A 13,476-nucleotide genomic window follows, 5' to 3' on the forward strand; every position below is an offset into this window, starting at 1 on the left:
ACGTAAAGTCAGGCGCCTAGCGGCGCTTGCCCTTACGGTCGTCCTTAACATGGCCGCGGAATGTCCGCGTGGGAGCGAATTCGCCGAGCTTGTGCCCGACCATCGACTCAGTGACAAACACCGGGATGTGCTTGCGTCCGTCGTGTACGGCGATCGTGTGCCCGAGCATGTCGGGGATGATCATCGAACGGCGGGACCAGGTCTTGATGACGTTCTTGGTGCCCTTATCGTTTTCCCGTGCGACCTTCACAAAGAGGTGCTGGTCAACGAAAGGACCTTTTTTCAGGCTGCGTGGCATGTGTCCAGGCTCCTATCGCTTGTTCTTGCCAGTACGGCGGCGACGAACAATAAGCTTGTCGCTCTCTTTGTTCGGACGGCGGGTACGGCCCTCGGGCTTGCCGTTCGGGTTAACCGGGTGACGTCCACCGGAAGTCTTACCTTCACCACCACCGTGCGGGTGGTCAACCGGGTTCATGGCTACACCACGGACGGTCGGGCGAACGCCCTTCCAGCGCATGCGGCCGGCCTTGCCCCAGTTGATGTTCGACTGCTCGGCGTTGCCTACCTCGCCGACGGTTGCGCGGCAGCGCACGTCAACGTTGCGGATTTCACCGGAGGGCAGACGCAGCTGGGCGAAGCGGCCTTCCTTGGCAACGAGCTGTACCGAAGCACCTGCGGAACGTGCCATCTTGGCGCCGCCACCCGGACGCAGTTCAACTGCGTGGATTACGGTACCAACCGGGATGTTGCGCAGCGGCAGGTTGTTGCCCGGCTTGATGTCAGCGTCAGGACCAGCCTCGACGAAGTCACCCTGGGACAGCTTGTTAGGAGCGATGATGTAACGCTTGGTGCCATCAACGTAGTGCAGGAGTGCGATGCGAGCCGTACGGTTCGGGTCGTACTCGATTTCGGCAACGCGGGCGTTGATGCCGTCCTTGTCGTGACGACGGAAGTCGATCAGACGGTACTGGCGCTTATGCCCACCACCCTTGTGACGGGTGGTGATCTTACCGGAGTTGTTACGGCCGCCAGTCTTGTGCAGCGGACGCAGCAACGACTTTTCCGGAGTCGATCGCGTGATTTCAGCAAAGTCGGCTACGCTCGAGCCACGACGGCCCGGGGTAGTCGGCTTGTATTTACGGATTCCCATAATTTATTTCCTCGTTAAAGTGGTCTCCGCTACGCGAGCGGACCGCCGAAGATGTCGATTGTGCCTTCTTTGAGGGTGACAATCGCACGCTTGGTGCTCTTGCGCTGTCCCCAGCCGAATTTGGTGCGCTTGCGCTTACCGGCACGGTTGATGGTGTTGATCGAGTCAACCTTGACCGAGAAGATCTTCTCAACGGCCAATTTGATTTCGGTCTTGTTCGAGCGAGGGTCCACCAGGAAGGTGTACTTGCCTTCGTCGATCAGACCGTAGCTCTTTTCCGAAACGACGGGTGCAAGCACGACGTCGCGCGGGTCCTTGATGGTGGTTACGCTCACTTGGAGGCCTCCTCGTTCTTGGCCTTGTCAGCGACGAACGCCTCGAAAGCAGCCTTGGTGAAGACCACGTCGTCGGAGATGAGTACGTCGTAGGTGTTCAGCTGATCTGCGTACAGAACGTGAATACCTGCGAGGTTGCGCACGGAGAGTGCAGCAACATCGTTGGCGCGCTCGATTACGACGAGCAGGTTCTTGCGCTCGGAGACTGCACGCAGCGAAGCCAGTGCTTCCTTGGCGGACGGCTTGGTGCCGGCTACCAGTTCAGCGATGACGTGGATGCGGCCGTTGCGGGCGCGGTCAGACAGGGCGCCACGGAGTGCAGCAGCCTTCATCTTCTTGGGGGTGCGCTGGCTGTAGTCACGAGGGGTCGGACCGTGGACAACGCCACCGCCGGTCATGTGAGGAGCACGGATGGAACCCTGACGGGCGCGGCCGGTACCCTTCTGCTTGAACGGCTTGCGACCTGCACCGGAAACCTCGGCGCGGGTCTTCGTCTTGTGGGTACCCTGGCGTGCAGCAGCGAGCTGTGCGACGACGACCTGGTGCAGCAACGGCACGTTGGTCTGGACGTCGAAGATCTCTGCAGGCAGGTCTACCTTGACAGTGCTAGTCATTTAACTAGGCTCCCTTCACGGCGGTGCGTACGAGTACGACCTGGCCGCGGGCACCGGGGACGGCACCCTTGATAAGGAGCAGCGACTTCTCAGCGTCAATGGCGTGAACCGTGAGGTTCAGCGTGGTGTGACGCTCGGCGCCCATGCGGCCGGCCATTTTCAGGCCCTTGAAGACGCGGCTCGGGGTGGATGCGCCACCGATGGAGCCAGGCTTACGGTGGTTCTTGTGGGCACCGTGGGAAGCGCCAACGCCGTGGAAGCCGTGACGCTTCATAACACCGGCAAAGCCCTTACCCTTGGAGGTGCCGACGACGTCGATCTTCTGGCCGGCTTCGAAGATCTCAACAGAGAGCTCCTGGCCCAGCTCGTAGGATGCGGCGTCTGCGGTACGCAGTTCGACGACGTGGCGGCGAGGAGTTACGCCAGCCTTTTCAAAGTGACCAGCCAGCGGCTTGGTGACCTTGCGGGGGTCGATCTGGCCGTAGCCGATCTGTACGGCGACGTAGCCATCTACCTCTGCGTTGCGCAGCTGGGTGATGACGTTGGAGTCAGCCTGGACAACAGTTACCGGGATGAGCTTGTTGTTCTCGTCCCAGACCTGGGTCATGCCGAGCTTCGTGCCCAGCAGGCCCTTTACGTTACGGGTTGCGGTCATAGTCTCTCAGCACCTCCCTAGAGCTTGATTTCGATGTTCACGTCGGCGGGCAGGTCGAGACGCATAAGCGAGTCAACAGCCTTGGGCGTGGGGTCGATGATGTCGATCAGACGCTTGTGAGTACGCATTTCGAAGTGCTCACGGCTGTCCTTGTACTTGTGAGGAGAGCGAATAACGCAGTAAACGTTCTTCTCCGTCGGCAGCGGCACCGGGCCGACTACCGTTGCGCCTGCGCGCGTGACCGTCTCAACGATCTTCCGCGCTGAAACATCAATGACCTCGTGGTCATATGACTTCAGCCGGATGCGGATTTTTTGTCCCGCCATGTCGCCTGACTCTCTTTCAGCTAGTGCTGCTCTAGTTAGGGCTGCTCTGTTTACTTACCTGTTGATGTGGCCGCCGAAGCGTTTGAGGATTTACCACCACACGCCGCACAAGCTGAATCCGGAGTGATCCGGGTTCCTCACCTTGTCGGCGCACCGACCCCCGCGGTCGGGCGTGTCGCGATTTCCACGCAAACTCGACCGCAATCATGGGGTTCAGGGTTATGTTTGGGCTTCAGCCTGGACCCTGACACCCGGCATTATCCGGATCGGGACACGAAGAAGCGCTTGAACAACTCATCCAGTATGGCGGAAATATGGTGTAAAGGCCAATCGGCCCTGCGGAGCCATTGCCCGGCCCCCATCCGGTGAGGATGATGGGGTCATGAACGCCCAGGATTCAGGCTCCGTGGAAGATCTCGCCGCCCGCCTCCGCCCGGGGTTCACGCTGGGCGTCGCCACCGCCGCCTTCCAGATAGAGGGTTCGCTGACCGCTGATGGGCGAGGCCCCTCCGGTTGGGATGCTTTCTCTGAGAAGCCTGGAGCAATAGTCGACGGCGGCTCCCCCGCGGTGGCGTGCGACCACTATAACCGTTCGGATGAAGACATTGCCTTGATGCAGGAACTGGGAGTGGATTCCTACCGCTTCTCGCTCTCCTGGCCGCGCATCCAGCCTGGAGGCAAGGGCTCAGTCAACCAGCGCGGGCTGGACTTCTATGATCGCCTGATCGACAAACTCCTGGCGGCAGGCATCTCGCCCATGGCCACGTTGTATCACTGGGACACCCCGCTGGAATTGGAGCATGCCGGGGGGTGGATGAACAGGGATACTGCCGAACGCTTCGCAGTCTACTGCCAAGCCGCGGCCGAGCAGTTCGGTGACCGCGTTGAGCACTGGGTCACCATGAACGAGCCCGTGTCAGTCACCGTGCAGGGATACTCGTTAGGAGTTCATGCCCCTGGCCTGCAACTGCTGTTCGACTCGCTGCCTGCTGCACATCACCAGTTGTTGGGACACGGGCTGGCCGTCCAGGCCCTCCGAGGCGCCGGCGTTAAGGGACAGATCGGAGTGTCCAACATGCACTGCCCCGTCGAACCGGCCAGCAATAGTCTCGGCGACCGCTTGATGGCGCAGGCGCTGGACCTGATCCTCAACCGCATCTATGCCGATGCGATTCTGCTTGGCCAATATCCCAAGCCACCCCTGCCCATGAAACCGTGGTTCCGCTCGCTGGGTACAGTTCACGACGGCGACCTCGAACTGATCAGCCAACCCTTGGACTTCTACGGGCTCAACTACTATTACCCGGTGAAAGTGGCGGCAGGCCCTGGGCCGGCGGAGATCCCCACAGGAAGATCCCCCGAGATGACCAAGGTGCCGTTCCATCTGGCGGCCTACCAGGAGTACGAGACCACCGGGTTCGGTTGGCCTGTTGCACCGGAGTACCTGGCATTGCTCCTACGCGAAATGAAGGACCGCTATGGGGAGGCGCTCCCCCCTATCTACATCACCGAAGGCGGAGCCAGCTTCCCCGAGCCTGCCCACGTTGACGGTCCTGTCCAGGACACCAATCGCATCAGCTACCTCGCTGAACATCTGGGCCACTCGCTGACAGCAACCGGTCCTGGCGGCATAGCAGAAGACGTGGATCTTCGCGGGTACTACGTCTGGACCTTGCTGGACAATTTTGAGTGGGCGGCAGGCTACTCGCAGCGATTCGGCCTGATCCATGTGGACTTCGAGACCTTGGAAAGGACTCCCAAGGACTCCTTCTACTGGTACCGGGCGCTGGGCCGGGCACGCCACCGTCACTTGTAGCCCGCATGGGTTAACTCATAACGGGTGGAAAAGCGTCTACTTGTTTTTGTTGGCGCGCCGAATGCGCTTGGCGCGTTCGATCTCGTTCTTAAAGTTCTTTCGACCCCACAGCACGCCGCCGCCGATAGCAGCAATGACTGCCAGGAAAATCAGGAATTCCATGATGCGTTCCTTTCCGTAGACTGCAACATTATCGGATTCCGTCATGGGACCGCGCCGGCGGCACATCGCTCGGAGTTCCACCATGACCGGACCCGCCTGTATTGCTTGGCGGCTTCCGGTTCAAGCGCCACACCGCCAGGACAATCAGCGCCAAGGCAACCAGGGCAAGCATTGCAAAGGCATAGGAACGCAGCGCCCACATAACGCTCAACGCTACGGCGATGGCACCCCACCACACCAATGGCCGCTCGGCCAAGAGCAGGCCCACGGCCAGAAGCAGGACATGCGCCACGAGTACATAGAGTTGCTGTGACGAAGTACCGCCGAAAATGGTTCCCAGAGACATAAGAGACAGCGCGCCGGCCGCAATGCAAAGCCGAAGGAAGCCTTCCGCACGCTGCCCGTTAACATAGCGCAGTCCTGCTATAACGGCTCCGGCCACCACGTACCACTGCACCATCCAGAAGACATCAGGGCTGGACACGTCCACAAACAGCACCGCCCGTTGAAGAGCTGCAACAGAAACAATCCCGGCAAGCTCAGCTGCCACCCATTTGCCGCGCGGTACCTCAACTACCACCAGGACCCCGGTTATGACCACCAGGATGAAGCCGACCATGGATGTCTCGTCATGCCCCAGCCCCACCGCCGCTGAGGAAGCAACGGCCAAGGCCGCGGAGGCAGCAAGCGAGTTCCGCCGCCAGTCTTCCCCACTGATGGCCGGCCCACCGAACATCTTCAGTGAATAAAGGAGTACCGCGGTCCCCACTCCGCCGATGAGCCAAGCCGCGTAGTCGCTCCAGATGCCACCCGGCAGCCCTTGCAGCAAACCGTCGACGGCGGGAATCGCCCCTACCAGCACTGCCGGAGCTGCCGCTGCATAAAGAGCCGGCATTCTTTCAAAGTGCGAGGCCGCGAAGAGAACGCAGGCCAGGACCAAGACGGACAGCCCGGTCAAAGAGTTGGAAACACCCACGGTCAATAGGCCGCCCGCTATGGTCAACGCCATCGCGGAGATGAACCAGAGCCACCGCTCCATGACATGTTCAACTGAACCCGCAGGCGTCCTTCCCGGACGGAATACCGCCTTGGCCGCCACCATGGTGACAGCCAGTGCGAGCAGCACAACGGGGACTTGGAACCTGTCCAGCACCGGCTGGTGCAGCCAAGTGGATACGGGGAAGGTGATAGCCGGCCCAAGGGCGATGACGCCGGCCCCTATCGCCGCGACACCGAAGTATTGGGATCCCCGTGCTCCAAGGACACGCCAGGCGATTGCTGCGGAAGCCGGGACCAGGGCCAACTGAAACAACACAACCCAGCGGCCTCCGCCGTCGTAATCCCCTGCGAGCAAGTAGGCAAAGGGCAGCAGGAGTTGGGCAGCCAAGGTGGCCTGAACTGTTGCCCGTTGGAAGGCAACATCAACGCCACGCCGGAGCAGTACCAAGGTCAGCCCATGCTGCAGCGCGAGCACCAGGGCCAGGCTGACGGACACCGGCGCCGGCGAGTCAGTCACATCGGCCACTATCACCGCGATGAAGGCGCCTGCTAGAACACGGACCGCCAGCAAGTAGCAGCCCCGGACCAATCGATGGCGAACCACTCCCGTCATGAAGCCGCTGTAGGCCGCGAAGATGCCGAGCAGGATTTCGACGTCCCTTATATTTCCCAGCCGAAGGGTAAGGAGGAGCACAAATGCGGCGGGAGCGAAGATCCAGGCTGCGGAACGAACCCGGAGAATAGCGCTGACCAGCACGGCAGCAACTGCAGTGGTTATGGCAGCAAATCCCGGCTGCCAGCTGTCTCCGGCGTTCCGTCCTCCCAGCACCGTGGTGAGAGTAAGGAAGGTGGCGGCCCCGGCCATGACGGAAACCAGAGCACCGGCATCAATCAGGGAGCCACCCGGGTAACGCCTCCGGCTGCCTGGATGGAGGGGTAGGAACAGCTGGAGCACCGTTGCTACTAGAACCACTAGTCCCACAGAGGGAATCTCGCCGGCGAGGCGAAGGTTCCAGCCATCGCGCGTCGCATCTCCGTAGGCGGATGCGGCCAGCACCGTGCCGACTGCCCGGGCCAGCCACCAGTAGCACTGCCTGTGGAACGATGCGGAGAGACGCAAGGCCGTGACCACCAGGTAGGCAAGCAAGGCCAGGAGGACAACATTTCCGAGGGTCCAGGACACCCATGCTGCTGCCAGGCTGCCGGCAACAACCGCAGTTGCCGGGGCTATTACTTCGCCCGCAGTGGGACGCCAGGTAGCCGGCGCACCGGACTCACGATGAGTGCGCGGGAACATTAAGAGGCCCGAAGTCAGACCTGCCAACAAGACCAGGAGGACAGCTGCAGACACAGCCGGACGGCCGGCAACGTCATCGAAGGCCGGCAGGGCAAGAAGACCTGCCACGGCAGCGGCGCCGAAACCAGCCACCGAAGCTTGCGGGGCCAGCAGCTGGACTCCCCCGCGTTCGAGCCCGGCGCTCACCACCTGCTGCACAGCTGCCGCCGCCACGAGCGCCAGCAAGGAGTACGAAGTCCTGTCCGGACTCCCGGTCAGCACACCGGCCACCGCCGTGGGAACAGCCAAGGTGAGCGCTATCCGGCCGGCAACAATCAAGTACTGGCGGAAAACAGCTGGCCTGGCCAACGCCCTCAAGAACCAATAGAGCGCGGCTGAAGCCAGGAGTGCCGAGACCGCCCAGGCTCCCAACAGGCCGCCGAGCGCACCACCCATGCCGAGGACAGCCGCGGGGGCAAACTCCATGCCACTGCCGAGTCTCCAGCCAACCACCATGGCTGTCAGCATCGTCAACGCAAGAGGAATGTAGTTGGGAAGGTTGAAGTCCCCGAATTCCAGAACCACCGTGAGCATCGCTGAGATGAGCAGCTGCAATGCCACGCAGGAAACGGCATCAGCCCACCAGGAGCGAGGCAGCAGCTTCCTACCACCATAGGCCACTCCCAGAGCCTGGACGGCAAGGCAGATTACCGAAGCCAGCATCACCGAGCTGACATCGGCAGTGACATCCCACACCACACCGAGGAGTGCCAATGTCAGGGCAGCCCGTGCTGCATAAAGATGCTGTGTCCTGAACTGGGCCTGCGGCACGAAAAACATCACAGCAAAGTAGATGCCGCACATCAACATCACCCAGGCGTACTCCCCCTTGGACAAGAGGTGCGGCGTGAAAGTGACGGCGACGGCAACGAGCGGAACCAACGCGGGATGCAGCAGCATCAAGGGCCGGACGTACAACGGCGGAAGCCAGTTAGGACGCAGCGAGGCAACGACAGTCAGCAGAACTGCCACTCCAATGAGCGCCGTGAAATACCAAACCAAGGCGCCCCCGAGGACGGAGACACCTGACCACGCCGTTGAGACGACGAAGCTCAGAGACAGGAAGGCCAGGACTTTGTTATCCAACCTCACTGCTGTGTAAGCGTAAACGGCTGTCCCCAGCAATGATGTGACCAGCCACGCGGCAGGACCGTTGTGCAGAACAAAGTTGTACATGGCCAGCCCGGTGACGGGAATGAGGGCAAGGCCTGTGCCGACGAAGGCAACGGCGGCGGGTCTAAGGCGGGGCACGCGCGAGTGGATGATCATGCCCGAGACATAAAACAAAGCAGTAATGAACCAGATCCCCACGAAGCGGAAGAGCGCCGGAAGGCTCGTTCCCACAAACAGCGCCCCTGCAGCTACGAGCAGGAGGCTGGCTACGTAGAGCGTGACGTTGATATTTTGCTGGTCACGCTTCTCTTTGCGCGCAGCAGCGGCTTCTGGAGTTTCCCGCACAACCGGCGGCTGAGGAATGCCGAACGCAGCTTGCTGCTGGGACGGCGGGTGGAAGACCGGAGGTTGGGACGGCACCGGGTTGCGGGCAGCCGGAGGAAGAGTCGCGGGGGGCGCCGGAAGTCGCACTGGCGACTGGATATAGGACGGTGTCGGTACGCTCACGGGGGCAGGAGTGAACGTAGGGGCCGGAGAGCCATCCTTGACCTGCCCCTTCGTCTCAGCATCCCGCCATCCAGCCAGGTGGCCTGCGAGAAAGCCCGCTTGGTAGGAGTTGGCCTGGTCAGGCGTTGTAGAAGCGCCATGAGCGTTGCTGCGCCGTCCCTTGGCCAAGCCGACTGCAAAGCCACTCCCGCCAACGATGACGAGGAGCAGCAGTACGAGGAATGCAGTCATGGGAGCTCCTTGGTTGCGCCGGACGCAGCTAACGTCCAGCCTTTATCCATTCGATAGAGTAACTATAGCAAAAAGAACCCCACCGCCGTAGCGGTGGGGTTCTCTTTAGCTAACTACCGGCTGGGCCGGAGTATCACCGATCTACAAGTAGAGACTACTTGATGATGCTGGTGACACGTCCCGAACCAACGGTGCGGCCGCCTTCGCGGATAGCGAAGCCGAGGCCCTCTTCCATAGCGATCGGCTGGATGAGCGCAACGGTCATCTCAGTGTTGTCGCCAGGCATAACCATTTCCGTGCCTTCCGGCAGGGTGATAACGCCGGTTACGTCCGTGGTACGGAAGTAGAACTGCGGGCGGTAGTTGGAGTAGAACGGGTTGTGACGTCCGCCTTCGTCCTTGGAAAGGATGTAGACGTTAGCCTCGAAGTCGGTGTGCGGGGTGATGGAACCCGGCTTGACGACAACCTGGCCACGCTCGACATCGTCGCGCTTCAGACCGCGGAGCAGGAGGCCACAGTTCTCGCCGGCCCATGCTTCGTCGAGCTGCTTGTGGAACATCTCGATACCGGTAACCGTGGTCTTCTGGATCGGGCGGATGCCGACGATCTCAACCTCGGAGTTGATGGCGAGGGTTCCACGCTCGGCGCGGCCCGTAACAACGGTGCCACGACCGGTGATCGTGAAGACGTCTTCGATCGGCATCAGGAACGGCTTGTCGCGGTCACGTACGGGGTCCGGAACGGACTCGTCGACAGCTGCCATCAGGTCCTGGACGGACTTGACCCAAACCGGGTCGCCTTCCAGAGCCTTGAGGCCGGAAACGCGAACAACCGGAGCCTCATCGCCATCGAAGCCCTGCGAGCTCAGGAGCTCACGAACTTCCATTTCGACGAGGTCGAGGAGTTCTTCGTCATCAACCATGTCGGACTTGTTCAGTGCGACCAGCAGGTAGGGAACACCAACCTGGCGGGCGAGCAGAACGTGCTCACGGGTCTGAGCCATCGGACCATCGGTTGCGGCAACCACGAGGATTGCGCCGTCCATCTGGGCAGCACCGGTGATCATGTTCTTGATGTAGTCAGCGTGACCCGGGGCGTCTACGTGTGCGTAGTGGCGCTTCTCGGTCTGGTACTCCACGTGGGAGATGTTGATGGTAATACCGCGCTGGCGCTCTTCCGGAGCAGAGTCGATCGACGCGAAGTCGCGCTGCTCGTTGAGATCCGGGTACTGGTCGTACAGCACCTTGGAAATGGCGGCAGTCAGCGTCGTCTTACCGTGGTCAACGTGACCAATGGTGCCGATGTTGACGTGCGGCTTAGTCCGCTCGAACTTTGCCTTTGCCACAGGTTCCTCCTAGAACGATTTCAAGTGAAGTGCTCCTCGGCCGCGCTTTTCGCGGCAGAAACTTTAGCAAGTCTACTTGGGGGCTTGGTTTTGGTGAAATTGCAGATTCAGGAACCAATGGTAGTTCCTCGAGCCTGTTTGCGCAGGGGCCGGGCCGCGGCTGTCGCCGCAGCCCCGCCTCAAGCGCTCAGATGCCTTCCCGATACCGGAATTGCATCCGTTACCGGGAGATTACTCGCCGCGGGTTTTCTGGATGATCTCGTCGGCTACTGCCTTGGGGACCTCCGCGTAGCTGTTGAACGTCATGGAGTAAACAGCGCGACCCTGGGTCTTGGACCGCAGGTCACCGATGTAACCGAACATGCCGGACAGCGGAACGTGTGCACGGATAACCTTCACACCTGCTGCGTCTTCCATGGACTGCATCTGGCCACGACGGGCGTTCAGGTCACCAATAACATCACCCATGTATTCCTCAGGTGTGCGGACCTCAACATCCATCAGCGGTTCAAGCAGAACAGGGTTCGCCTTGCGTGCAGCTTCCTTGAAAGCCATACGTCCGGCGATCTTGAACGCCATTTCCGAGGAGTCAACGTCGTGGGACGCGCCATCAATCAGCGTGGCCTTGATGCCGACAACCGGGTAACCGGCCAGGACGCCGTCGTTCAGTGCATCCTGGATACCAGCGTCAACGGACGGGATGTATTCGCGCGGAACACGGCCACCGGTGACCTTGTTCTCGAACGCGTACAGCTCGCCTGAAGCGGTGTCCATGGGCTCGATCGCAATCTGGATCTTTGCGAACTGACCCGAACCACCGGTCTGCTTCTTGTGCGTGTAGTCAAGACGCTCGACGGCGCGCTTGATGGTTTCGCGGTAAGCAACCTGCGGCTTGCCAACGTTTGCCTCGACCTTGAATTCGCGGCGCATGCGGTCCACCAGGATGTCCAGGTGAAGCTCGCCCATGCCGGCGATGATGGTCTGGCCCGTGTCTTCGTTGAGGGAGACCTGGAAGGTCGGGTCCTCAGCAGAGAGCTTCTGGATAGCCGTGGAGAGCTTCTCCTGGTCACCCTTGGTGTTGGGCTCGATCGCAACAGAGATCACGGGCTCCGGGAAGCTCATGGACTCGAGGACGATCTGGTTGTTGGCATCGCACAGGGTGTCGCCCGTGGTGGTGTCCTTCAGACCGATGGCTGCGTAGATGTGGCCGGCGGTAGCGCCCTCGACGGGCATTTCCTTGTTGGCGTGCATCTGGAACAGCTTGCCGATGCGTTCCTTCTTGCCCTTGGTGGAGTTAACCACCTGGGCGCCTGCCTCAACGTGACCGGAGTACACGCGGACGAAGGTCAGCTGACCGAAGAACGGGTGCGCAGCAATCTTGAAGGCGAGGGCCGAGAACGGCTCGTCAGCAGAAGGCTTGCGGGTCAGTTCCTTCTCTTCGTCGCGGGGATCGTGACCGATCATCGGCGGGACGTCGAGCGGGTTCGGCAGGAAGTCAACAACGGCGTCAAGCATCGGCTGGACACCACGGTTCTTGAAGGCAGAACCACAGAAGACCGGGTAGAGCTCAGAGTTGATGGTCATCTTGCGGATGCCGGCTTTGATCTCTTCGAGGGTGAGTTCTTCACCTTCGAGGTACTTCTCCATGAGTTCTTCGGAAGCCTCGGCCACAGTCTCAACGAGCTGTGCACGGTACTCTTCGGCCTTGGCCTGGAGGTCCGCCGGGATTTCCTGCACTTCGTAGGAAGCGCCCATGGTGACGTCACCCTTTGCGTCGCCAGGCCAAACCAGGGCGCGCATTTCGAGGAGGTCAACGACACCGATGAAGTCGTTCTCCGCGCCGATGGGCAGCTGCATAACCAGCGGCTTGGCACCAAGACGGGAGATGATGGTGTCTACGGTGAAATAGAAGTCAGCGCCCAGCTTGTCCATCTTGTTGACGAAGCAGATACGCGGAACGTTGTACTTGTCAGCCTGGCGCCAAACAGTCTCGGACTGCGGCTCCACGCCTTCCTTGCCGTCGAACACTGCGACTGCACCGTCGAGGACGCGCAAGGAGCGCTCAACCTCAACCGTGAAGTCAACGTGGCCCGGGGTGTCAATGATGTTGATCTGGTTCTTGTCCCAGAAGCAAGTCACGGCGGCAGACGTGATGGTGATGCCGCGTTCCTTTTCCTGTTCCATCCAGTCAGTCGTCGAAGCGCCGTCGTGCGTCTCGCCGATCTTGTGGTTCACACCCGTGTAGAACAGGATGCGCTCGGTAGTGGTGGTCTTGCCGGCATCGATGTGGGCCATGATGCCGATGTTGCGGACCTTATTAAGGTCGGTAAGCACGTCCTGTGCCACGGGGTCTCCCTTTCGGATGGACTACACGTTCGCCGCCGGCTCAGTGAGCCGGCGGCGTCCGGAAAGTTTTTACCAGCGGTAGTGTGCGAAGGCCTTGTTGGACTCGGCCATCTTGTGGGTGTCTTCGCGACGCTTCACAGCGGCACCAAGACCATTGGAGGCATCCAGGATTTCGTTCTGGAGGCGCTCGGTCATGGTCTTCTCACGGCGGGCCTTGGAGTAGCCCACGAGCCAACGCAGAGCGAGGGCGGTGGAGCGACCCGGCTTGACCTCAACCGGAACCTGGTAGGTAGCGCCACCAACACGGCGTGAACGCACCTCGAGGGAAGGCTTGACGTTGTCCATGGCCTTCTTGAGAGCGGCAACGGGGTCGCCGCCGGACTTGGCACGTGCACCTTCGAGTGCACCGTAAACGATGCGCTCTGCGGTGGACTTCTTGCCGTCGACAAGAACCTTGTTGATCAGCTGCGTGACCAACGGGGAGCCGTAAACGGGATCGGAAACTAGCGGCCGCTTCGGGGCCGGACCCTTGCGAGGCATA

General features: G+C 60.9%; 12 protein-coding genes. 1 reads left to right on the forward strand and 11 read right to left on the reverse strand.

Annotated elements, in window-relative coordinates; genetic code table 11:
• Nucleotides 1-16: 16 nt before the first annotated feature.
• Genes rpsS through rpsJ form a run of 6 tightly spaced genes read right to left on the reverse strand, consistent with a single transcriptional unit; the run spans nucleotide 17 to nucleotide 3,080 of the window.
• Nucleotides 17-298 carry a 30S ribosomal protein S19 gene (gene rpsS, locus ACLRGI_RS04460; RefSeq protein WP_011775591.1) on the reverse strand — a complete coding sequence of 94 codons (282 nt, stop codon included), beginning with the start codon at nucleotides 296-298 and terminating at the stop codon, nucleotides 17-19.
• Between the two features lie 12 nt (nucleotides 299-310).
• Entirely contained in the window at nucleotides 311-1,150 is an 840-nt protein-coding gene (rplB, locus tag ACLRGI_RS04465; protein WP_011775592.1) for a 50S ribosomal protein L2, read from the reverse strand.
• Nucleotides 1,151-1,179: 29 nt separating this feature from the next.
• On the reverse strand, nucleotides 1,180-1,485 hold the full coding sequence (gene rplW, locus ACLRGI_RS04470; protein WP_011775593.1) for a 50S ribosomal protein L23: 306 nt from the start codon (nucleotides 1,483-1,485) through the stop codon (nucleotides 1,180-1,182).
• Nucleotides 1,482-2,099, reverse strand: coding sequence for a 50S ribosomal protein L4 (gene rplD / locus ACLRGI_RS04475; RefSeq protein WP_011775594.1), 618 nt, complete (start codon nucleotides 2,097-2,099; stop codon nucleotides 1,482-1,484). Before rplD ends, rplW begins: the two co-directional genes overlap by 4 nt.
• A gap of 4 nt (nucleotides 2,100-2,103) precedes the next feature.
• On the reverse strand, nucleotides 2,104-2,754 hold the full coding sequence (gene rplC / locus ACLRGI_RS04480) for a 50S ribosomal protein L3 (RefSeq protein ID WP_011775595.1): 651 nt from the start codon (nucleotides 2,752-2,754) through the stop codon (nucleotides 2,104-2,106).
• Between the two features lie 17 nt (nucleotides 2,755-2,771).
• A complete protein-coding gene (gene rpsJ, locus ACLRGI_RS04485; protein WP_003803825.1) occupies nucleotides 2,772-3,080 on the reverse strand; it encodes a 30S ribosomal protein S10 in 309 nt (102 codons plus the stop codon).
• A gap of 382 nt (nucleotides 3,081-3,462) precedes the next feature.
• On the opposite strand from rpsJ, the gene ACLRGI_RS04490 reads away from it, so the two are divergent.
• Nucleotides 3,463-4,896 carry a GH1 family beta-glucosidase gene (locus tag ACLRGI_RS04490; protein WP_419200467.1) on the forward strand — a complete coding sequence of 478 codons (1,434 nt, stop codon included), beginning with the start codon at nucleotides 3,463-3,465 and terminating at the stop codon, nucleotides 4,894-4,896.
• Nucleotides 4,897-4,932: 36 nt separating this feature from the next.
• On the opposite strand, the gene ACLRGI_RS04495 is transcribed toward ACLRGI_RS04490, so the two are convergent.
• The 5 genes from ACLRGI_RS04495 to rpsG form a co-directional block, all read right to left on the reverse strand.
• Nucleotides 4,933-5,058: a hypothetical protein gene (locus ACLRGI_RS04495; RefSeq protein ID WP_419200468.1), complete on the reverse strand. Its 126-nt coding sequence runs from the start codon at nucleotides 5,056-5,058 to the stop codon at nucleotides 4,933-4,935.
• A gap of 28 nt (nucleotides 5,059-5,086) precedes the next feature.
• Nucleotides 5,087-9,244: a hypothetical protein gene (locus tag ACLRGI_RS04500; protein WP_419200469.1), complete on the reverse strand. Its 4,158-nt coding sequence runs from the start codon at nucleotides 9,242-9,244 to the stop codon at nucleotides 5,087-5,089.
• Between the two features lie 154 nt (nucleotides 9,245-9,398).
• Nucleotides 9,399-10,589 carry an elongation factor Tu gene (gene tuf, locus ACLRGI_RS04505; protein ID WP_011775598.1) on the reverse strand — a complete coding sequence of 397 codons (1,191 nt, stop codon included), beginning with the start codon at nucleotides 10,587-10,589 and terminating at the stop codon, nucleotides 9,399-9,401.
• Nucleotides 10,590-10,820: 231 nt separating this feature from the next.
• Nucleotides 10,821-12,935, reverse strand: a complete 2,115-nt coding sequence (gene fusA, locus ACLRGI_RS04510; RefSeq protein WP_011775599.1) for an elongation factor G — start codon at nucleotides 12,933-12,935, stop codon at nucleotides 10,821-10,823.
• Nucleotides 12,936-13,004: 69 nt separating this feature from the next.
• Nucleotides 13,005-13,475, reverse strand: coding sequence for a 30S ribosomal protein S7 (gene rpsG / locus ACLRGI_RS04515; protein ID WP_003803829.1), 471 nt, complete (start codon nucleotides 13,473-13,475; stop codon nucleotides 13,005-13,007).
• Between the last annotated feature and the right edge of the window lies 1 nt (nucleotide 13,476).

Origin of the sequence: Paenarthrobacter sp. PPS72 (genome assembly GCF_048537125.1) — a bacterium.
In the GTDB taxonomy this organism is placed as follows: Bacteria; Actinomycetota; Actinomycetes; order Actinomycetales; family Micrococcaceae; genus Arthrobacter; species Arthrobacter nitroguajacolicus_E.